This window comes from Roseovarius sp. B-10, from assembly GCF_056859295.1.
The window spans coordinates 76,977-97,000 of the sequence record NZ_JBSXOE010000034.1; the positions used below are offsets into that span (position 1 = coordinate 76,977).

Consider the following 20,024-nt stretch of genomic DNA (forward strand, 5'->3'; position numbering starts at 1 on the left):
GCCGGTGCAGGCGCTTCTCGAGGTCATACTTCCGGTCTTCCTGGTGATCGGGTTCGGCTATCTCGCGGTTTGGCGGGGCTGGTTCAGCGCGGCGGGCGTGGATGGCCTCATGACCTTCACCCAGAAATTCGCCATCCCCTGCCTGCTCTTCGCGGCGCTGGCGCGGCTCGATCTGGCGCAGAGCTTCGACTGGCGGCTGCTCTTGAGCTTTTACGCCGGGGCGCTGTCGGGGTTTTTGCTGGGGCTGTTCGGCGCGCGGCTGATCTTTGGTCGGTCGTGGGAAGATGCGGTGGCCATCGGCTTTTGCGGCCTCTTCTCCAACTCTGTCCTGCTGGGCCTGCCGATCATGGAGCGCGCCTACGGGGTGGGCGCGCTCTCGGCCAATTTCGCGATCATCGCGGTGCATTCGCCGTTTTGCTACGGCATCGGCATCACCGCGATGGAGGTGGTGCGCGCGCGCGGACAGAGCGGGGTGACGGTCGCGGCCAAGGTGGGGCGCGCGATGTTCTCCAATACGCTCATCATGGGAATCGCTGCGGGCTTTGCCGTGAACCTGTCGGGGCTGCCGATCCCGGGGCCGGTGAACGACGCGCTCGACCTGATGGTGCGCGCGGCGCTTCCGGCGGCGTTGTTCGGGCTGGGGGGTGTGCTGGTGCAGTACCGCCCCGAGGGCGACATGCGCGCGATCCTCTATGTCTGTGCGGTCTCGCTGGTGGCGCACCCGGCGATCACCTACGGGCTGGGCCGGGTGCTGTCGCTGCCGGTGGATGGCTTGCGCGCGGCAGTGGTGACGGCGGCGATGGCGCCGGGGGTCAATGCCTATATCTTCGCCAACATGTATGGTCATGCCAAGCGGGTGGCGGCGTCAAGCGTGCTGATCGCGACGGGGCTGACGGTGGTGACGGCGTGGCTATGGCTGCAAGTGCTGCCATAGCAAGCCTTTTTTGATCCCCGTCTGCCCGCTGCGCCCTCACTCCGTCTTGAGCGGCGCGCCCCCGGCGAAGCTGTTGCCGTTGACGTAGTCGCAGGGCGCGTCCTGCATCTCGAGGTGGAGGCCGGTGCCGTTGTAGGGGTGGGCGCGGGCGAGGGCCTCGTCAATCTCGATGCCAAGGCCCGGTGTCCGGGGTGGCGTGATGAAGCCGTCCTCGACCGTGATGCCGCCCTTGATGAGCGCCGCGTGATAGGGGGTCTCGATGCTCTCTGCCATCAAGATGTTGGGGATCGAGGCGGCAAGAGCCACATTCGCTGCCCATTCGACGGGGCCGGCGTAGAGGTGGGGGGCCATTTGCGCGTTGTGGGCCTCGGCGATGGCGGCGACCTTTTTCATCTCCCAGATGCCACCCGCGCGGCCAAGGGCCGGTTGCAGGATTTCGGCGGCTCCGGCGCGCAGCACTGCGGCGAATTCGGCCTTGGTGGTGAGCCGTTCGCCGGCGGCGACGGGAATGCGCACGGCGCGGGCGACACGGGCCATTTCGTCAATGTTATCAGGGGGCACGGGCTCTTCGAACCAGAGCGGGGAATAGGGTTCGAGCGCCTGGCCAAGCCGGATGGCTCCGGCGGTGGTGAACTGTCCGTGGGTGCCGAAAAGGAGGTCGGCGCGGTCGCCCACGGCCTCTCGGATGGCGCGGCAGAAGGCCACGGAGAGCGAGATGTCGGCCATCGCGGGCATGTGCCCGCCGCGCATGGTGTAGGGGCCGGCGGGGTCGAATTTTATCGCGGTATATCCGCGACTTACACAGTCGAGCGCGCTCTCGGCGGCCATCTCGGGGGAGGTCCAGAAGGTGGTCAGGTCGTGATGGGGCAGGGGGTAGAGGTAGGTATAGGCGCGGACGCGGTCGTTCATCCGGCCCCCGAGTAGCCCCCAGACGGGCCGCCCGCGCGCCTTGCCGAGGATGTCCCAGCAGGCGATTTCCAGCCCCGAGAACGCGCCCATGACCGTCAGGTCGGGCCGCTGCGTGAAGCCCGAGGAATAGGCGCGGCGGAACATAAGTTCTATGTTTTCAGGGCTTTCACCCGCCATATGGCGCGCGAACACATCCTCGATCACGGCGCGCATGGCCTCTGGTCCGACGCTCGCAGCATAGCATTCGCCCCAGCCAGTGATCCCGTCATCGGTGGTGAGCTTAACGAGAATCCAGTAGCTCCCGCCCCAGCCCGGCGCGGGCGGAGAGGTGACGATGATGTCGAGATCGGCGAGTTTCATGGGGGTCTCCGGGGGCTGGTTTTGCGTGTCGGTATCGTGTCGGTATTTCGTCGGTATCGCGTCGGTGCCCGTGCGGTCAGCCGAACACGATCACGTTGCGCCGCGCAGACCCGGATTTGGTGTCGGCGATGGCCTCGTTGATCCGGTCGAGCGGCCAGCGGTTCGAGATCAGTTCGTCGAGTTTCAGCCGCCCCTGCGCGTAGAGATCGACCATCCAGGGGATGTCACGGCGGATCACCGTTTCGCCCATCTTGGAGCCGATCATCGCCTGCCCGGCGGCGGCGAAATTGGCGGCCTCATAGCGGCTCTCGTCGCCGGAATGGGGCATGCCGACCATTACCATCCGGCCGCCCCCGGAGAGATAGCGGGGCGCCGCGTCATACGCCCGCGCCGCGCCCACGGTGACGAAGACCGCGTCCGCGCCGCGCCCCATCGCCTGTTTCGCTGCGCGCCACGGTTTTGCGTTGGTGGCGAGCACCCCGTCGGTGGCGCCGAATTCGCGCGCGGTGGCGAGCTTTTCCTCGGTCATGTCCACGGCCACGATGCGCCGCGCGCCCGCGATGCGCGCGCCTTGGATGGCGTTCAACCCGACGCCGCCTGCGCCGATCACCACCACGTCCTCGCCCGCGCGCAGATGGGCCGCGTTCACCACGGCGCCCACGCCGGTGATGACGCCGCAGGCCAGAAGCGAGGCGGCGGCCATGTCGATCCCCTCGGGCAGTTTCACAACCTGGCTGTGATGCACGACGACCGCCTCGGCAAAGGCACCGCAGGCCATCGCCTGGTGCAGCATGCTGCCATCCGGCAGGCTGAGCGGACCGCGATCGCCGTCATAGGGGGTCTCGCATCCGGTGGGGCGGCCCCCGGCGCAGGAAGAGCATTGCCCACAGGCGCGAATGAGCGTGACCACCACCGGATCGCCCGGCGCGATGCCGGTGACGCCCGCGCCCTTGGCGCGCACCCGGCCCGCCGCCTCGTGGCCGTAGACTGCCGGCAGCGTGCCGCCCCAGCCGCCATCGGCATAGGTGATGTCGGAATGGCAGATCGCCACGGCGTCGAGCACGACCTCGATCTCGCCGGCCTCTGGCGCGCGCAGGTGGACGTTCTCGATGCTGAGCGGGGCGCCGAATCGGTGGCAGACGGCGGCCTTGATAATGCCCATGAATTTCTCCCTCGGTTTTTCACAGGTGACCGGGATTCGAGTTTGGGTGCAAGGGCAATTATGCGGCGGAACGTGCCGGTGACAGGGGATATCGGGAAAGACGGGGTGGGGCGGGTGGTGACCTAGAGGGGACGTTCAGGTCTTGGTGCCAATGCGCGGAGTAAAGGCGCGTTTACGCGCCGCCGCGCATCGCCGGGCCGCCCCCCGGCACGGCGACATGGCTGCAACCTGTGCGCCGCTCGGGCCTTTTTCGGATTTGGCAGCCATTAAGCGCCGCAGATCGAACCTTGGATCGCCGCGCCGCGGCCCGTCGACGTGCGGCTAGTGCAAACGACCGCTCCAGGCCAAACCCGCAGGTCAACGATATGGCGGGTTGTCCCCCGGCGCGGTGCGCAGATGCCCTGTGGCGTCGATGAAGCCGCCGAGACAGGCGGCGTAGTCCTGCGGGGCGTCGATGGGAGGCACATGGCCGGTGCCGCGCAACAGGCGGAATTGCGAGCCGGGGATGAGGTCCACCGTTTCTCGCACCAGATCGGGCGGGGTGGAGCCATCCTCGGACCCGGCGATGCCGAGCGCGGGGATGCACAGCCCGGAGGTGGGGGTGTAGAAATCGGTGCCGGAAATGGCGGCGGCGCAGCCGGCGTAGCCCTCGGGGTCGTGGGCGCGCAGATGCTCGTACCACGGCAGGTGTTGGCCAGCCCTGACATAGGCGCGCGGGAACCACCGCTCGCAGGAGGCGCGGGCCAGCTCTTCCATCCCGCCGGGTTGCCGTGCGGTGGCGATGCGGTCGGCCCAGATTTCGGGTGTGCCGATCTTGGCCCCGGTATTCGACAGGACCAGCGCGCGCACGAGGTCGGGCCGTTTCACCGCCAGCCCCTGCGCCACCATCCCGCCGATGGAAAGGCCCACGAACATGGCATCGCGCAGGCCGAGGTGATCCATCAGCCGCTCGGCATCGCGGATGAGCGCGCCCATCGTGTAGGGCGCGGGCGGGCAGGAGGATCGCCCGTGCCCGCGCGCATCGTAGCGGACAACCCGCACGCCAGCTGGCAGGAGCGGCATGATGTTGTCCCACAGCATCGTGCCGGTGCCGAGCGCGTGGGCGAGGACGAGGGGCGGGCCGTCGGGCGCGCCCTCGTCGAGGTAATGAAGCGTCACGTCGCCGAGATCGAGAAAGGGCATGGCGCGGTGCTCCTCAGCCGAACCGCGCAAGCGCGGTGGTGAAGATATCGGCATCGACATTGCCGCCCGAGATGGTGCAGATCACCGCCTCGCCCTCGATCTCGTCCGCGTGAAAGAGGGCGGCGGCGAGCGCCACGGCGCCGCCCGGCTCTGCCACCACCTTGAGCCGCTGGAAGGCGAGTGCCATCGCGTGCAGCGCCTCGTCGTCGGTCACCACGATGCCCGGCCCGCAGAGGCGGAGCATGATCGGGAAGGTGAGCGCGCCGGGCTGCGGCGTGATGATCGCGTCGCAAAGGCCGCCCGCGCTCGTCGCGTTGCGCTCGATCCGGCCATTGCGGAGCGAGCGGGCCACGTCGTCGAAGCCCTCGGGCTCCACCGGGCGCGCGCGCAGGCCCGGCGCGTCGGCCTCCAGCGCCAGCGCGATGCCGGACGTCAGCCCGCCACCGCCGCAGCAGACGAGCACATCGGCGGTCTCGATCCCGAGGGCGGCGGCGTCCTCGGCGATTTCCAGCCCGGTGGTGCCCTGGCCCGCGATGACCTGCGGCTCGTCGAAGGGCCTGATGAGGGTGAGCCCGCGCTCGGCACTGAGCCGGTCGCCGAGAGCATCGCGATCCTCGCCCGCGCGGTCGTAGAGCACCACCTCTGCCCCGAGGGCGCGCGTGTTGTCGATCTTCAGGCGTGGTGCGTCAGACGGCATGATGATGACGCTCGGCACGCCGAACTCGCGCGCCGCGAGGGCGACGCCCTGCGCGTGGTTGCCGCTGGAAAAGGCGATCACCCCGTGCGCGCGGGTATCGGCGTCAAGCGCCGAGATGGCCGAGCGCGCGCCGCGATACTTGAAGCTGCCGGTATGTTGCAGGCATTCGGGTTTAATGAGGACGCGCCGCCCGGCGATCTCGTCGAGAAAGGGCGAGGTGAGCAGCGGGGTGCGCCGCGCGTGCCCGGCAAGGCGCGCCTGCGCCGCGCGGATCATGGTGATGTCGGTCATCGTGTCTGCTCCAGCAGGGATCGGATGGCGGCGAGCGCCTGCGGCTCGTCGAGGAACGGCACGTGGCCGCGATCGGGTACGGTGGCGGCAATCATGCCGGGGTGGTGCGCTTGCATCCTAGCGAAGGTCTCGGGCGAAAGCAGGTCGGAATTCGCGCCCCGGATCGCGGCGAGGGGGAGGCCGCCCAGAGCCGCGAACATCTGCCACAGGTCGGGGGCCTCGCCCGCGCCCGCCTGTCCCACCAGCGCGTCTCGCAGGCGCGGATCATAGCGCAGGCCCAGCCCGCCGCCCGGTTTCTCGAAGAACATCGCCTCGGCCTGTGCGCGCCAGCGCGCGAGCGGCACGCCGGGGAAGGCGGCGGCGTGGACATGGGCAAGCGCGCTTGCGGCGGCGTCGAGATCGGGCAGGTCGGGCTCTCGCCCGACGTAATCCATGATCCGGGCGATGCCGGTGTCGGCCACCTCGGGGCCGATATCGTTCAGCACCACGCCCGCGAGCCGGCCCGGGTGCAGATGCGCCAGCGCCATCGCGATCAGCCCGCCGCGCGATGTGCCGATGATGGTGACGCGGTCAAGGCCGAGGTGATCGAGCAATTCAATCGCATCGCGGGCCTCGGTCAGGATGTTGTAGGACATGAAGTCGGCGGCGTGATCCGATTGCCCGCGCCCGCGATAGTCGAGCCGGATGAGCCGCGTGTCCGAGAGATGGGGGGCCATGAAGTCAAAATCGGCGCTGTTGCGCGTGAGCCCGGCGAGGCACAGGACGGGGTGTCCCGTGCCCTCGTCCCGATAATGCAGCGACAGCCCGTCCGAAGTGGCAAACCTTGCCATCAGCCCCGCACCATGCCGGGAATGCCGGAAAGGTCGGAGAGCTGTGCGTCGGGCGCGGCGGGCAGACGGTCCACCGGGTCGCCCGCGCGGTTGACCCACACGGTGCGGAAGCCGTAGCCGGCGGCGGCGCAGGCGTCCCAGCCGTTGGACGAGACGAAGAGCACCTCCTCGGGCGGGCAGCCGAAGCGCTGGCCGACGAGGTCATAGACCACGCGGGCGGGCTTGAAGATGCCGACGCTTTCGACTGAGAGCACGTCGTCCAGCCGGTCGCCGATACCCGCGGACCGCACCGCCCCGTCGAGCATGTCGGGCGCGCCGTTGGAGAGGATCGCCGTGCTGATCCCGTCGGCCTTGAGCGCGGCGAGCATGTCGGGCACCTCCGGGTAGGCCTCGAGTTCCCAGTAGAGTTGCAGCAGCCGCTCGCGCAGGTCGGCATCCCTGAGCAGGCCCTCGGATTCGAGCGCCCAGTCGAGCCCGTCCTGCGTGATCTGCCAGAAGCCGATATGTTCGCCCATCACGGCGCGCAGCCAAGTGTATTGCAGTTGCTTGAGGCGCCATTTCTCGGCGATGGCGGGCCAGTGGCGGGCAAAGTTCTCGCGCCCCGGTTCGGAGGCTGCGGCGCGCGCCGCAGCGGCCACGTCGAAGAGCGTGCCATAAGCGTCGAAGATGCAGGTGGTGATCGGCATGACGTGTCCCTTTCTGTCGGTTGCGCGGAGACTGGCACGAACCGGGGGAAGGGGAAAGCCCTGCCACGCGCGCAGGCTGTTTGCGAATCCGTGACGGCTCGGCTAGGGTCTCTGCATCAACCGAGCACCCGCGCGCCGCGCGGCCTTGCAAACTCACCCATCCCCAAGCATTGGAACATCGTATGACCCAGGTCAAAGAGGGCGACACCGTCCGTATTCACTACACCGGCACGCTGGCCGATGGCGAGACCTTCGATTCGTCGCAAGGCCGCGATCCGCTGGAATTCACCGTCGGGTCGGGGCAGATCATCCCCGGTCTCGAAGCCGCGCTGCCCGGCATGGCCGTTGGCGAGAAAAAGACCGTCGAGGTGCCCGCCGCCGAAGCCTATGGCGACGCCGACCCCGACGCCAAGCAGGCGGTGCCGCGCGCCGACATCCCCGAGGATATCCCGCTCGATATCGGCACGCGCCTTCAGGTGCAGACGCCGCAGGGGCAGGTGATGCCCGTGACGGTGGCCGAAGTGACCGAAGAGCAGGTGATCCTCGACGCCAACCACCCGCTGGCGGGGCAGGACCTCACGTTCGCCATCGAGGTGGTCGATATCGACTGATCGCGGATGCCGCGACGGAATGCGCGCGCCGGGCCTTGCCCGGCGCGTTGCGTTTGAGGTGGGTGACGGGGGCCCGCGACACTACTTCTGAGCGACATGCTCTAGTTCAACACACGGACGGCTGCGCCGATCAGGTCCAGGACCTCGCGCGTATCGCGATCCACGCGGTAGACGTAATCGCCCACGCGGTAGTAGGTCTCGTTGGCATCAAGCCCGTAGCGCCCCGGATGGCGGACGATCCAGTAATCGCCATAGATGATGTCGCCACGCCCGTATTTGCGAGCTAGCCCCGGTGGCACGCAGGGTGGATTTTTCTTGGCCAGACCGGGCGGGCAATCGGCGACTCTTCCGACGCCCACTGTATGTCCCTTGAGCGGCTTGTGATTTCCCGCCTCTGCGGCGAGGCCGAGACAGACTACAGCCGCTGTGGTGATGAGAAGCGGAATCTGTCGCATAAGAGATCTCCTCGTAATGACTACCTGTCGGACATGTAATCATCTTCCCTGCAATGTGCTTCTCTTGAACACGTATGTCGGCGGAAAGAGGCTTATCGGCGGATACGCCGTGCCCGCATTCTTTCAACTTTGGCAGCATTGCGAGCGTGACTGCCTTTATCGAGGCAATCCATGTGCACGCCGGGTCAGGCCGTGTCGGTCTGCGACCGCAATGCGCTCGACCCGGTTATTGTGCCATTGCTGATAGCGCCTCGGACCTGGCGCGATCCACGACAAATCCGGCAAGGGGCTGCGGGGGTGTCCTCAGCCCTCGCTCAGCGCGACCTTCATGTCGCGGACCTGGTAGATGACCTCTCCATCGGCCTCGACGATGCCATCGGCCACCCCCATCGTGAGCCGCCGGGTCTGCACCGCCTTGGTGAAATCCACCTTGTAGGTGAGCATCGTTCTTTCGGGGCGGACCATGCCCGTGAGCTTTACCTCGCCCACGCCGAGCGCATAGCCGCGCCCCTGCCAGCCGCGCCAGCCGAGGTTGAAGCCGGTGAGCTGCCACAGGCCGTCGAGTCCGAGGCAGCCGGGCATGATCGGGTTGCCGGGGAAGTGGCATTCGAAGAACCACAGGTCGGGGCGGATGTCGAACTCGGCCACAACGTGGCCCTTGCCATGTGCTCCGCCATCGCCCGAGATATCGGTGATGCGGTCCATCATCAGCATCGGCGGCAGGGGCAGTTGCGCGTTGCCGGGGCCGAAAAGCTCTCCCCGCGCGCATTTCAGGAGGTCATCGCGATCGAAGCTGCGCGGATAATCGGCCATCGGGGCAATCCCTTTCACATGCGGGCGGGCGGGGTCTGGCATTCCTCTATCACCGCGCGAATCCTCCTTGCAACCCTGCGCCGCACCGTCCGTGCTGCATAATGGTCGCGATTTTCGTTTGAAATCGAGGGGGCGGAAAACCTATATTGTAGGGTAACGATAGGGAAATGGCGATGACGGATCAGCACAGCATCATGGCGACCGACTGGCTTGGGCAGGTTGGGCTGCGGCCGACGCGGCAGCGCGTGGCGCTGGCGCGACTGTTGCACGGCGACGGCCAGCACCGCCACGTCACCGCCGAGAGCCTGTTTGCCGATGCCCGCGCGGCGGGCGAGAGCGTGTCGCTTGCCACCATCTACAACACGCTCAAGGCATTCTGCGACGCGGGGCTTTTGCAGGAGGTGACGGTGGATGGCTCCAAGAGCTATTTCGACACCAACACCCATGATCACCCGCATTTCTTTTGGGAAGACGAGAACCGGCTGAGCGACGCGCCCGCCGACGAACTGGAGATCGCGCGCCTGCCTTCGGCCCCCGAAGGCGCTGAGATCACCGCCGTCGACGTGGTGATCCGCCTGCGCCGCAGCCGGGGCTGAGCGCGGCTCATCCCTTTGGCGCGATGCCCGACAGCCCGGCCTGCGTGATGCGGCGGCGCGATTCCTTCAGCCCCTCTTCGAACCCTTCGGCATCGCCGTAGTCGACGAATTGCGCGTAATAGGCATGGTGTGCGCCGACCCGCGCGGCGTGCTTGATCGGGCACCAATAGGCCTCGGTTCGACCCGCGATTTCCTGCACATAGCCGATGAGCCCGTTGCAGTAGCCGCAATAGACGCAGTTCAGCTTTTGCAGGGCGTTGAGATAGGCGAGGTGGTGGCGGTCGATGCGGATGAAATCGGCGCGCCGCACCTTGTCGATCCCGTAGGCGGGAAAGCACACTGCCTGGTAGATGGTCACGAAGAGATCGAGAGCCACGAAAGGCACGATCATGGCGTAGATCACCGGTGCGGTGATGATCGACATGGGCCGGGTGTGGCGCAGGAAGGTCGAGAGCCGCACCCGCATCTCGCGGTGACGGCGCCGCACCTCGGCCTCGAACACCACGCGGCCGTTCTCGAACCGGTATCGGAACGCGGCGCGGCGGCGGGCGAACTCTTCTTCCATTTCATCCTGCAACTCGCGGATGCGGGCGAGGATCGTCTCGGTGGTGCTCACGGGCGGGGCCTCCGGGTTGGTGCGTGTGGCGGGACGCTACCCTACCGCGCGGTGACGCGAAACCGTGTCTGATGCCGGGACGCTTGCCCCTAACCGCTTGCCCCGTATACCTGCCTGTCTTACACAAGGCGGGAGCGCAGATAGGAGGACGGCGATGCGTCGAGTCGTGGTGACCGGGCTGGGGATCGTCTCCAGCATCGGCAACAACGTCGAGGAGGTTCTGGCCTCGCTCCGGGAGGGGCGGTCGGGGATCACCGCCAATGAGGCGATGGCCGAGCATGGCTTTCGCAGCCGCGTGGCGGGCGCGATCGACCTCGATATTGCCGAGCATGTGGACAAGCGCACGCTGCGCTTCATGGGGCCGGGGGCGGCCTATGCCCATGTCGCCATGAGCCAGGCCATCGCCGATTCGGGGCTGGATGAGGGCGACATCGTCAACCCGCGCACCGGGCTCATTGCCGGATCGGGCGGGCCGTCGACCTCGGCGATGCTGGCGGCGCACCAGGTGGTGCTCAAGACGGGCTCCACCCGGCGGATCGGGCCGTTTGCCGTGCCCAAGTGCATGTGCTCGACGATCTCGGCCAATCTGAGCACCGCGTTCCGGATCAAGGGGATCAACTATTCGATCACCTCTGCCTGTTCCACCTCGCTGCATTGCATCGGCAACGCCGCCGAGCAGATCATGATGGGCAAGCAGGACGTGATGTTCGCCGGCGGCGGTGAGGAACTGGACTGGACGCTGTCGTGCCTGTTCGACGCGATGGGGGCGATGTCGTCGAAATACAATGACGACCCTTCCCGCGCGAGCCGCGCCTTCGACGAGGGGCGCGACGGGTTCGTGATCTCGGGCGGGGGCGGCATCGTGGTGCTGGAGGATCTCGAGCACGCGCTTGCGCGCGGTGCGAAGATCTACGCCGAGGTCACGGGATACGGTGCTACCTCGGATGGCGACGACATGGTGGCCCCCTCGGGCGAGGGGGGCGAGCGGGCGATGCGGCTGGCCCTCTCGATGCTGCCCGAGGGCCGCGAGGTGAGCTATATCAACGCACACGGCACCTCGACCCCGGTGGGCGACGTGGGCGAGGTCGAGGCGGTGCGCCGCATCTTCGGGCGTGGCACCACGCCGCCGATCAGTTCGACCAAGTCGATGACGGGCCACAGCCAGGGCGCGACCGGCGCGCAGGAGGCGATCTACTGCCTGCTGGCGCTGGAGCACGATTTCATCATCCCCTCGATCAATGTCGAGACGCTGGACCCCGCGCTCGATCCGGGCGAGATCGCCACCGCGCGGGTGGACGGGGCCGGGCTCGACACGGTGATGACCAACAGTTTCGGCTTCGGTGGCACCAACGGTGCGATGCTGCTGAGCAAGTATCACGGATGACAGGCAAATGACGATTTCGATGCAGGGCAAGCGCGGGCTTATCATGGGGGTGGCCAATGATCGCTCTATCGCCTGGGGGATCGCCCGCGAGATGCGCGCGGCGGGGGCGGAGCTGGCGTTTACCTACCAGGGCGAGGCGTTCGGCAAGCGCGTGGCCCCGCTCGCCGAGAGCCTCGGGTCGGACCTGCTTCTCGACGTGGACGTGACCGACGACGAGTCGCTCGGCGTGGCGTTCGGACAACTGGCCGAGCGTTGGCCCACCATCGATTTCGTGGTCCATGCCATCGCCTATTCGGACAAGTCGGAACTGACGGGGCGGTTTCTCAACACCAGCCGCGCGAATTTCAAGCATTCGCTGGACATCTCGACCTATTCCTTCATCGAGGTGGCGCGGCGCGCCTATCCGCTGATGAAGGCGAATGGTGGCTGCCTGATGACGCTGACGTACCAGGGATCGAACAAGGTGGTGCCCAATTACAACGTGATGGGGGTGGCCAAGGCCGCGCTAGAGGCGACGACGCGGTACCTGGCCAACGATCTCGGCCCCGACGGCATCCGCGTCAACGCGCTCAGCCCCGGCCCGATGAAGACGCTGGCGGGCGCGGCCATCGGAGGCGCGCGCAAGACGTTCAAGCACACCGAAATGAACGCTCCGCTGCGCGCCAATGCGACGCTCGAGGCGATCGGCGGCACGGCGGTCTGGCTGGCCTCGGACGCCGGGGCGTGCACCAGTGGCGAGATCATCCATATTGATTGCGGCTACCATGTTCTGGGGATGCCGCAGGCCGAGAACCTCTGAGGTCAGGGCGCGGCCCAGGTTCTGCCCCATTCCCGCCATGCGGGGGCGATAACCTGCGGCAATGTCCATGGTCTATTCATCCCAGCCTCCGCGAGAGCAGGTTCTTGCCGCCAGAGCGCGCCGCGCGCGGGCCTGGGCCTGGCCGGTGCGGCTGGCGCTGCTGGTCTGTATCGGCACGGCGATCTGGCAGGAGCCGCGGCTTGCCCCCTGGGTTCATGCGCGGATGCAGCAGGCGGTCACCTACGCCGGGGCCGCCATCGAGGGCGCGCCGGGGCCGGGCACCCTTCTGGCGGGAATGGGCGGCGGCTCTTCCTCCTCGGGCAACAAGGCGGGGCTTTCGGGGTGGTTCATCGACACGGTGATGCGCTGAGGCACTGGCTACGCCGTCGTGAGTGGTGCGCGTGTTGATCTCGACACATGAATGCCCATCTCGGATGTATGACACACACGAGCCGCACACACCCCAATGTGCCGAGCGTAGATCAATCGGACCGCACGGTGCCCGCGAACCTGCGCCAATCCGGCACCACCCCCGTCCAGATGCTGATTTCAACACGGGTGCGCAAATCGCCGTTCTGGCACCTGTCGATCGAGGCGGGGGCGTGGCGTGCCACCGTCTACAACCGCATGTATCACCCGCGCGGCTATGCCCGGCCCGAGGATGGCGGGGCGATGGCGGAATACCGGGCGCTGGTCAATGGCGTGACGCTGTGGAACGTCGCGGTGGAGCGGCAGATCCGCGTCAAAGGGCCGGATGCCGAGGATTTCGTCAACACAGTTATCACCCGCGACGCCACCCGCATCCAGCCGATGCGTGGCAAATACTGCATATTGTGCAATGACAAGGGCGGCATCCTGAACGATCCGGTTCTGCTGCGGCTGTCGGAGGATGAATTCTGGTTCTCGATCTCGGACACCGACCTTATGCTGTGGTTGCAGGGGGTGAACACGCCGAAACGCTGGGATGTCGATATCCGCGAGTTGGACGTGGCCCCGTTGCAGGTGCAAGGCCCGCTGTCGGAAGAGTTGATGGCCGACCTGCTGGGCGAAGGCCTGCGGGAGATTCCCTATTACGGGCTGATGGAGGCGCAGATCGACGGTTGCCCGGTGATCATCAGCCAGACCGGGTTCAGCGGTGAGAAGGGATATGAGATTTACGTGCGCGACGCGTCGCAGACGGCCGAGCGCGTCTGGTATGCGTTGCGCGGCATCGGGGCGCATTACGGCCTCCGGGTGATCGCCCCGGGGCATCATCGGCGGATCGCGGCGGGTATCCTGTCGTGGGGGCAGGACATGGATGCCGAGACCTCTCCGTTTCAGGTCAATCTCGCCTACCAGGTGCCGCGCAAAAAGAGTGCCGATTATATCGGCAAGGCGGCGCTGGAGGCGCAGCGCGACGAGATCGAGGCGGGGCGCTACCCGTTCGCGCTGAAACTCGTGGGGCTCAAGATGGGTGGCCTGCCGATCACCGATTACGCGCCGGATTTCTGGCTGGTGGGGGACGAAAACAATGAACGTTGCGGCTATGTCACCTCGCCGTGGTATTCGCCCGACCTGGAGCAAAACATCGCGCTTGCCTACGTGCCGTGGGAGAAATCGGCCATCGGCACGCGGCTTCGGGTGGAACTGCCCGAGATGTATCAGGAAAGCTCGGGAAAATCGGTATGGGCGATCGTGTCCGAGGTGCCGTTCGTCGCGTCTGCGCATCCGAGTGCGCGCGAGCGCCGGAAAGAGGGTGGAGCCTGAGCGCGGGTCAGAACCACTGCCCCGGCTCCATCAGGCCGAGGTCGAGCAACTGCCGCGAGTGCCATTCGAATGGCACGGAATTGTGCCAGGTGAAGGTCGGGATGTCGAAGGTCGAGCCCGGATTGCGCTTGAGCGCCTTGGCGGTGCGAAACGACGCGATGGCCGCGGTCAGGTTGTTGTGCCAGGGGCAGGCATAGGTGTTGTATTCCTCGTCCGAGAAGGTGTGATCGGCGCGCAGGCGCACCCCCGGCTGCGCGCGAAACAGCGCGACGCGGTCGATCTTGCGGCGGTCCGGGGGGATGTGCTCCTCGAAGCGCCAGCGCAGCCCGCCGAAGAAATCGAGCTGGCGTTCCCTTGGGTGGTTGTGATTGTCCGGGTCGGGTCGGCCCAGCGCGTAATAGCCCGAGCGGTCGAGCTGTGCCTCTTCGAGCGAGACGGCATCGGCATGGCGGTCGAGATCGGGGGCGTAGAGGTCGATCACGTAGGCAAGCATCGCATCGCGCTGTTCCTCGGCGTGGAAGGTGAGCAGCTCGCCGACGCTGCGCGTTTCGCAGAACGGGTAGAACAGGTATTCGGCGTTGAAACAGTAATACATCCAAAGCCCCGGCGCGGCGGCGGCCACGGCGTTGACCGCGGTGACCGGATCCTCGCCGCCCGGCGCGTCGAAGCGGATGCGGTGGACTATCGGCTCTGCGGTGACGTCGGGCGCGGAGGCAAAGGCGTCGGGCGCGAAGAACAGCACCGACTTGAACCCCAGGTCGATATGATGGCGCAGGGTCGAGTCGATCTCGGTTTCGTCCTCGGCGAAGATCATCGCCAGCGGCCCGGTGGAAAGCGCCGTGCCCGGCGCGGCCAGGAAATCGGTGAGCGTGGGTGCCGTCATTTGTTTGTCCTGCCCGTTTCGGTGCAGAATCGGCAAAACCGGCGGGCATTGCAAGAGGGGCCTGCCCTGATGTAGGAGCCGAGCGTGAATTCACAGGCAGGAGCCGGGCGCATGGCCGATCCCAGAAAGCTCTATATCCGCACCTATGGCTGTCAGATGAACGTCTATGACAGCGAGCGCATGGTCGAGGCCATCGGCGCGGCGGGCTATGTCGAGACCGGGGACGCGACCGAGGCGGACATGATCCTGCTGAATACTTGCCATATCCGCGAAAAGGCCGCCGAGAAGGTCTATTCCGAGCTGGGCCGCCTGCGGGCGCTGAAGGCTGACAACCCCGATCTCATGATCGGGGTGGCGGGGTGCGTGGCGCAGGCCGAGGGTGAGGAGATCATGCGCCGCCAGCCGCTGGTCGACCTGGTGGTGGGGCCGCAGAGCTATCACCGCCTGCCGCAGATGGAGGCACGGGTGCGCGGGGGCGAGAAGGCGCTCGACACCGATTTCCCAACGGATGACAAGTTCGACACGCTGCGCAAGCGCCCCAAGGCGAAGCGCGGGCCGACCGCGTTCCTGACCGTGCAGGAGGGCTGTGACAAGTTCTGTGCCTTCTGCGTGGTTCCCTATACCCGCGGCGCCGAGGTGAGCCGTCCGCCCGCGCGGGTGCTGGAAGAGGCGCGCGACCTGGTCGAGCGCGGGGTGCGCGAGATCACCCTGCTGGGGCAGAACGTCAACGCCTATCACGGGCCGGGCGAGGGCGGGGACTGGAGCCTCGCGCGGCTGATCTGGGCGCTCAATGACATCGACGGGCTGGAGCGCATCCGATTCACCACCAGCCACCCCAACGACATGACCGACGACCTGATCGCGGCGCATGGCGAATGTGCAAAGCTGATGCCCTACCTGCACCTGCCGGTGCAGTCGGGCAGCGACCGCATCCTCAAGCGGATGAACCGCAAGCACACCGCCGAGGGCTATATCCGCCTGATCGAGCGGATTCGCGCGGTGCGGCCCGATATCCTCATCTCGGGCGATTTCATTACCGGCTTTCCCGAGGAAACCGAGGACGATTTCCGGGCCACGCTCGACCTGATCGAGGCCGTCGGATACGGGCAGGCGTTTTCGTTCAAGTATTCCACGCGCCCCGGCACCCCCGCCGCCGAGCGCCCGCAGGTGGATGAGGGGGTCAAGGCCGAGCGGCTGCACCGGCTGCAGGACCTCATCACCCGGCAGCAGCGCGCGGTGCAGGACGCGATGGTGGGTCGCACGGTGGGTGTGCTGTTCGAGAAGCCGGGGCGGATGGCCGGGCAGATGGTGGGCAAGTCCGACCACCTGCACGCGGTCCACGTCACCGACCCCGGCCTCGGGGTGGGCGATCTCGCGCAGGTCGAGATCGTGGAGAGCGGGGCCAATTCACTGGCCGGACGGGTCGTCGCATAGGGCCGGTGAATGTGGCGAGATTGCGGCCCGATAGGGATTGTTTCCCGTTCGTCCACAATATCTGGTGAAATTTGCTTCACAAAGAGCGTAAATTAGTTAAACTCCTGATAGATTTGATGACAACCGCGTCGTTCCAGGCGCGGTATTTGACAACAGGGGACTGGGACAGTGGCAAGCAAGATATCCGAGATACTGCGCCGAGCCGCGGGGGGTGCCGCGGTCGTGGCGCTCGGGGCGTCGGTCTTCGCCGGGGCGGCAATCGCCCAACAGGGGCAGCGCACCGTGACGGGAGAGCGGTATATTCCGACCATCTGGGTTGATCCGGACGGCTGCGAGCACTGGGTGATGGATGACGGGGCCGAGGGCTACATGAGCCCGCATGTCAATCGGCAGGGCATCCCCGTCTGCCGCGAGGCCAACCTGTGCGGCACCGTCAACACCGACACGCTGTTCGCGACCGACAGCGCGCGCATTCAGCCCGCCGGTAAACAGCGGTTGCGCGAGTTTTTCCAGCAGGCGGGGGCGATCTCCTACACCATCGTGGGCCATACCGACAGCCGCGCCTCAGACGAATACAACATGGGCCTGTCGTATCGCCGCGCCAACGCGGTAGCGTCGGTGGCGCGCGGCATGGGCGCGCGTATCGCCGATGTGCGCGGTTATGGCGAGCGGATGCCCAAGGCGTCGAACAACACCGCCCAAGGCATGGCGCAGAACCGCCGTGTCGAGATCATGTGCTGGCGCTGAGGATATTGTCATGAAAACCTTTCGAATTGCACTCGTTTTTCCTGTCGTCGGTTTGTTGGCCGCATGTGATGTCGGTCCCGACAAGACGATGGACCGCAACCTGATCGACAAGGATCACCTCAGCACGATGCGTGCCGGTATATGGATCGATCCGAATGGCTGCGACCACTGGATCATCGACGACGGGGTCGAGGGCTATCTCTCCCAGCGCCTCGACAAGTTCGGCAAGCCGGTCTGCTCGGGAGCGGCACCGCCGACGGTGGCCACGGGACCGTTCAAGGAAGGCCAAGGAATATCAGACTCTATTTGACGGTGGTTGGGAGCCGATTGCCATGACGGCGCGGGGCCGGGCGGCTTCGCGCCTCTCACACGCTTGTCGCTTGCGCTCGGCGGTACATCTTGGCAGGGTCGGGATGCAACTCTGACCCTTGGAGACCTGTTTGGGTAACACCGCATCGCCCCCCGCCCCCGGCCCCGATTCGCTCCACGAGACGGCGGTCGAATTTCCGGACAACAAGCTGCTGATCGACCTGTGCGGCGAATACGACCGCAACCTCGCCGAGATCGAGCGTGTTCTCGGCGTGCAGATCGTGCGGCGCGGCAACCTGCTATCCGTTCTGGGCGAGGAGGCACCGGCCGCCGAGGCGACGGGTGTCCTCAATGCTCTTTATGCCCGGCTCGAAGGTGGCAAGGACGTGGATTTCGCCGACGTGGACCGCGAGCTGCGCATGGGGGCCGATGACGAGGTAACAACCGGCGGGCTCGACGGCGATCAGCTTGAAATGTTCAAGGGCGGTGCGGTCGAGATCCGCACCCGCAAGAAGCTGGTCGAGCCGCGCACCGACGCGCAGAAGGCCTATGTGAAATCGCTCTACGCGAACGAGCTGGCCTTTGGCATCGGTCCCGCGGGCACCGGCAAGACCTATCTCGCCGTCGCCGTTGGCGTGAACATGTTCATCGAGGGGCATGTGGACCGGATCATCCTGGCGCGCCCGGCGGTCGAGGCGGGCGAGAAGCTGGGCTATCTGCCCGGCGACATGAAGGAAAAAGTCGATCCCTACATGCAGCCGCTCTACGACGCGCTGAACGATTTCCTGCCGGGCAAGCAGCTGGCCAAGCTGATCGAGGAAAAGCGGATCGAGATCGCGCCGCTCGCGTTCATGCGCGGGCGCACGCTGTCGAACGCGTTCGTGGTGCTCGACGAGGCGCAGAACGCCACGTCGATGCAGATGAAGATGTTCTTGACCCGCCTGGGCGAAGGCAGCCGCATGGTCGTCACCGGCGATCGCACGCAGATCGACCTGCCGCGCGGCGTGCCCTCGGGGCTGTCGGATGCCGAGCGGTTGCTGGCCTCCATCCCGCAGATCAGCTTCAACTACTTCTCTGCGCGCGACGTGGTGCGCCACCCGCTGGTGGCGGCGATCATCGAGGCCTACGAGGCCGATGGCTGAGCAATGCCCGTGGAGATGATCGTCGAGGATGCGCGCTGGAATGAGGCGGGGCTGGAGGCGCTGGCGTCGCGCGCGGCGGGGGCCACGCTCGCCCATCTCGGGCTTGATCCCGAGTTGTGGGAGATCAGCCTGCTGGCCTGCGACGATTCGCGCATCATGGCGCTCAACGCCGATTTCCGGGACAAACCCGCCGCCACCAACGTGCTGAGCTGGCCCGCCGAGGACCGCGCACCGAAGGTGCCCGGAGCCCGCCCCGCCCCGCCCGAGCCGGGCCCGGAGCCCTTTCTTGGTGATATCGCCATAGCTTGGGAGACCTGCGCGCGCGAGGCCGCCGAGGCGGGCCGCCCGTTGGCCGATCACGTCACCCATCTTGTCGTTCACGCGGTTCTGCACCTGCTGGGCTATGATCACATCCGTGACCCGGATGCCACGCTCATGGAGACAACCGAGATCGCGATACTTGGCAAACTGGGGGTTCCTGACCCATATACTTGACATGAAGGGGTGTTTTGCCCCGCCACTTGAGACGAGACGAATGGACGAAAGCATAGAAGGATCACCTGGCGCGGCGCGGAGCGCGCAGCCTGAGGGCCGAACCGAGAGCGACGAGACGGGCGGATTTTTTCGCCGGGTTATCGGTATTTTCAACCACAGTGACGAAGAGGACGCGGACGACGAGGTGCCCGACGGATCGGGGGCCGCGATTTTCGGCGTCGATCGGTTGCGCGATGTCACGGTCGAGGACGTGGCCGTCCCAACCGCCGAGATCGTCGCCGTGCCCGTGGACATCAGCCTTGGCGATCTCGTGCAGGTGTTTCGTGAGAGCGGCATGTCGCGCCTACCGGTCTACGAGGGCACGCTCGACACGCCTCTCGGCATGATCCACCTCAAGGATTTTGCGCTCAAGCACGGCTTTAACGGCAAGGGCACGCGGCTGTCGATCCGGACCATGCTGCGCCCGCTGCTCTATGTGCCGCCGTCGATGCCGATCGGCGTGCTGATGCAGAAGATGCAGGCCGAGCGGCGGCACATGGCTCTGGTGATCGACGAGTATGGCGGTGTGGACGGCCTCGTGACCATCGAGGACCTGATCGAACAGGTGGTGGGAGAGATTGAGGACGAGCACGACACCGACGACGATGCCTATTGGCACAAGGAGGGGCCGGGGTCCTATCTCGCCGCCGCCAAGACGCCGCTGGATCAGTTCGAGGCCGAGATCGGCCTGTCGCTCACCGAGGCCGACGAGGTCGACGAGGAAGAGATCGACACGCTTGGCGGGCTGGTCTTCATGCTGCTGGGCCGGGTGCCCGCCCGCGGCGAGGTGATCGAGCATCCCACGGGCGCGAGCCTCGAGGTGGTCGAGGCCGACCCCCGCCGGATCAAGCGGATACGGGTGCGCGTCCCGAGCCTCGCCGGTGAGTGACGCCTTGCCCGCGCC

At 66.5% G+C, this 20,024-nt stretch carries 23 protein-coding genes; 13 read left to right on the forward strand and 10 right to left on the reverse strand.

Annotated features, from left to right (window positions below; genetic code table 11):
- Positions 1–4 precede the first annotated feature (4 nt).
- Entirely contained in the window at positions 5–934 is a 930-nt protein-coding gene (locus AC13D8_RS11455) for an AEC family transporter (RefSeq protein ID WP_482968948.1), read from the forward strand.
- 36 nt (positions 935–970) lie between these two features.
- Here AC13D8_RS11455 and AC13D8_RS11460 read toward each other — a convergent pair whose 3' ends face one another.
- The 6 genes from AC13D8_RS11460 to AC13D8_RS11485 all read right to left on the reverse strand — a co-directional run bounded on the left by AC13D8_RS11460 (position 971) and on the right by AC13D8_RS11485 (position 7,051).
- Positions 971–2,203: a mandelate racemase/muconate lactonizing enzyme family protein gene (locus AC13D8_RS11460; RefSeq protein WP_482968949.1), complete on the reverse strand. Its 1,233-nt coding sequence runs from the start codon at positions 2,201–2,203 to the stop codon at positions 971–973.
- A gap of 76 nt (positions 2,204–2,279) precedes the next feature.
- Entirely contained in the window at positions 2,280–3,365 is a 1,086-nt protein-coding gene (locus AC13D8_RS11465) for a zinc-binding dehydrogenase (protein ID WP_482968950.1), read from the reverse strand.
- Between the two features lie 357 nt (positions 3,366–3,722).
- Positions 3,723–4,547 (reverse strand): 3-oxoadipate enol-lactonase, encoded by an 825-nt coding sequence (gene pcaD / locus AC13D8_RS11470; protein WP_482968951.1) that lies wholly within the window; start codon positions 4,545–4,547, stop codon positions 3,723–3,725.
- A 13-nt stretch (positions 4,548–4,560) separates the two neighbouring features.
- Positions 4,561–5,535, reverse strand: coding sequence for a threonine ammonia-lyase (locus AC13D8_RS11475; RefSeq protein WP_482968952.1), 975 nt, complete (start codon positions 5,533–5,535; stop codon positions 4,561–4,563).
- Positions 5,532–6,365, reverse strand: coding sequence for an alpha/beta fold hydrolase (locus AC13D8_RS11480; protein WP_482968953.1), 834 nt, complete (start codon positions 6,363–6,365; stop codon positions 5,532–5,534). The genes AC13D8_RS11475 and AC13D8_RS11480 overlap by 4 nt, the downstream gene beginning before the upstream one ends.
- Positions 6,365–7,051: a haloacid dehalogenase type II gene (locus AC13D8_RS11485; RefSeq protein ID WP_482968954.1), complete on the reverse strand. Its 687-nt coding sequence runs from the start codon at positions 7,049–7,051 to the stop codon at positions 6,365–6,367. Before AC13D8_RS11485 ends, AC13D8_RS11480 begins: the two co-directional genes overlap by 1 nt.
- Positions 7,052–7,233: 182 nt before the next feature.
- On the opposite strand from AC13D8_RS11485, the gene AC13D8_RS11490 reads away from it, so the two are divergent.
- Positions 7,234–7,662, forward strand: a complete 429-nt coding sequence (locus tag AC13D8_RS11490; protein ID WP_104020298.1) for an FKBP-type peptidyl-prolyl cis-trans isomerase — start codon at positions 7,234–7,236, stop codon at positions 7,660–7,662.
- Positions 7,663–7,763: 101 nt separating this feature from the next.
- Here the strand turns inward: AC13D8_RS11490 and AC13D8_RS11495 are convergent, their stop codons facing one another.
- On the reverse strand, positions 7,764–8,117 hold the full coding sequence (locus tag AC13D8_RS11495; RefSeq protein ID WP_482968955.1) for an excinuclease ABC subunit A: 354 nt from the start codon (positions 8,115–8,117) through the stop codon (positions 7,764–7,766).
- A gap of 303 nt (positions 8,118–8,420) precedes the next feature.
- Positions 8,421–8,930: a bifunctional 3-hydroxydecanoyl-ACP dehydratase/trans-2-decenoyl-ACP isomerase gene (gene fabA / locus AC13D8_RS11500; RefSeq protein WP_482968956.1), complete on the reverse strand. Its 510-nt coding sequence runs from the start codon at positions 8,928–8,930 to the stop codon at positions 8,421–8,423.
- 173 nt (positions 8,931–9,103) lie between these two features.
- On the opposite strand from fabA, the gene irrA reads away from it, so the two are divergent.
- Complete coding sequence (irrA, locus tag AC13D8_RS11505; RefSeq protein WP_129431790.1) at positions 9,104–9,526, forward strand: iron response transcriptional regulator IrrA; 423 nt, start codon at positions 9,104–9,106, stop codon at positions 9,524–9,526.
- A 7-nt stretch (positions 9,527–9,533) separates the two neighbouring features.
- Here the strand turns inward: irrA and AC13D8_RS11510 are convergent, their stop codons facing one another.
- Positions 9,534–10,142, reverse strand: a complete 609-nt coding sequence (locus tag AC13D8_RS11510; protein WP_482968957.1) for a hypothetical protein — start codon at positions 10,140–10,142, stop codon at positions 9,534–9,536.
- Positions 10,143–10,296: 154 nt separating this feature from the next.
- Here AC13D8_RS11510 and fabB point away from each other — a divergent pair, with 154 nt between their 5' ends.
- The 4 genes from fabB (at position 10,297) to AC13D8_RS11530 (ending at position 14,071) form a co-directional block, all read left to right on the forward strand.
- The gene (gene fabB / locus AC13D8_RS11515; RefSeq protein ID WP_482968958.1) at positions 10,297–11,526 is read left to right on the forward strand and encodes a beta-ketoacyl-ACP synthase I; all 1,230 of its coding nucleotides are present in this window, start codon (positions 10,297–10,299) and stop codon (positions 11,524–11,526) included.
- Positions 11,527–11,533: 7 nt separating this feature from the next.
- The gene (locus AC13D8_RS11520) at positions 11,534–12,325 is read left to right on the forward strand and encodes an enoyl-ACP reductase FabI (protein WP_104020302.1); all 792 of its coding nucleotides are present in this window, start codon (positions 11,534–11,536) and stop codon (positions 12,323–12,325) included.
- A 67-nt stretch (positions 12,326–12,392) separates the two neighbouring features.
- The gene (locus tag AC13D8_RS11525; protein WP_482968959.1) at positions 12,393–12,695 is read left to right on the forward strand and encodes a hypothetical protein; all 303 of its coding nucleotides are present in this window, start codon (positions 12,393–12,395) and stop codon (positions 12,693–12,695) included.
- A 68-nt stretch (positions 12,696–12,763) separates the two neighbouring features.
- Positions 12,764–14,071, forward strand: a complete 1,308-nt coding sequence (locus AC13D8_RS11530; protein ID WP_482968960.1) for a glycine cleavage T C-terminal barrel domain-containing protein — start codon at positions 12,764–12,766, stop codon at positions 14,069–14,071.
- A 7-nt stretch (positions 14,072–14,078) separates the two neighbouring features.
- Here AC13D8_RS11530 and AC13D8_RS11535 read toward each other — a convergent pair whose 3' ends face one another.
- The gene (locus AC13D8_RS11535) at positions 14,079–14,954 is read right to left on the reverse strand and encodes a hypothetical protein (protein WP_482968961.1); all 876 of its coding nucleotides are present in this window, start codon (positions 14,952–14,954) and stop codon (positions 14,079–14,081) included.
- 111 nt (positions 14,955–15,065) lie between these two features.
- Between AC13D8_RS11535 and miaB the strand changes: the two genes are divergently transcribed.
- The 6 genes from miaB (at position 15,066) to AC13D8_RS11565 (ending at position 20,009) form a co-directional block, all read left to right on the forward strand.
- Positions 15,066–16,388 (forward strand): tRNA (N6-isopentenyl adenosine(37)-C2)-methylthiotransferase MiaB, encoded by a 1,323-nt coding sequence (miaB, locus tag AC13D8_RS11540; protein ID WP_482968962.1) that lies wholly within the window; start codon positions 15,066–15,068, stop codon positions 16,386–16,388.
- 168 nt (positions 16,389–16,556) lie between these two features.
- Positions 16,557–17,135 carry an OmpA family protein gene (locus AC13D8_RS11545; protein WP_129431796.1) on the forward strand — a complete coding sequence of 193 codons (579 nt, stop codon included), beginning with the start codon at positions 16,557–16,559 and terminating at the stop codon, positions 17,133–17,135.
- Between the two features lie 10 nt (positions 17,136–17,145).
- Positions 17,146–17,445, forward strand: a complete 300-nt coding sequence (locus AC13D8_RS11550; protein WP_129431797.1) for a hypothetical protein — start codon at positions 17,146–17,148, stop codon at positions 17,443–17,445.
- A 130-nt stretch (positions 17,446–17,575) separates the two neighbouring features.
- Positions 17,576–18,586, forward strand: a complete 1,011-nt coding sequence (locus AC13D8_RS11555; protein WP_482968963.1) for a PhoH family protein — start codon at positions 17,576–17,578, stop codon at positions 18,584–18,586.
- Between the two features lie 3 nt (positions 18,587–18,589).
- A complete protein-coding gene (gene ybeY / locus AC13D8_RS11560; protein ID WP_482968964.1) occupies positions 18,590–19,081 on the forward strand; it encodes an rRNA maturation RNase YbeY in 492 nt (163 codons plus the stop codon).
- Between the two features lie 40 nt (positions 19,082–19,121).
- A complete protein-coding gene (locus tag AC13D8_RS11565; protein ID WP_482968965.1) occupies positions 19,122–20,009 on the forward strand; it encodes a hemolysin family protein in 888 nt (295 codons plus the stop codon).
- Positions 20,010–20,024: the final 15 nt, after the last annotated feature.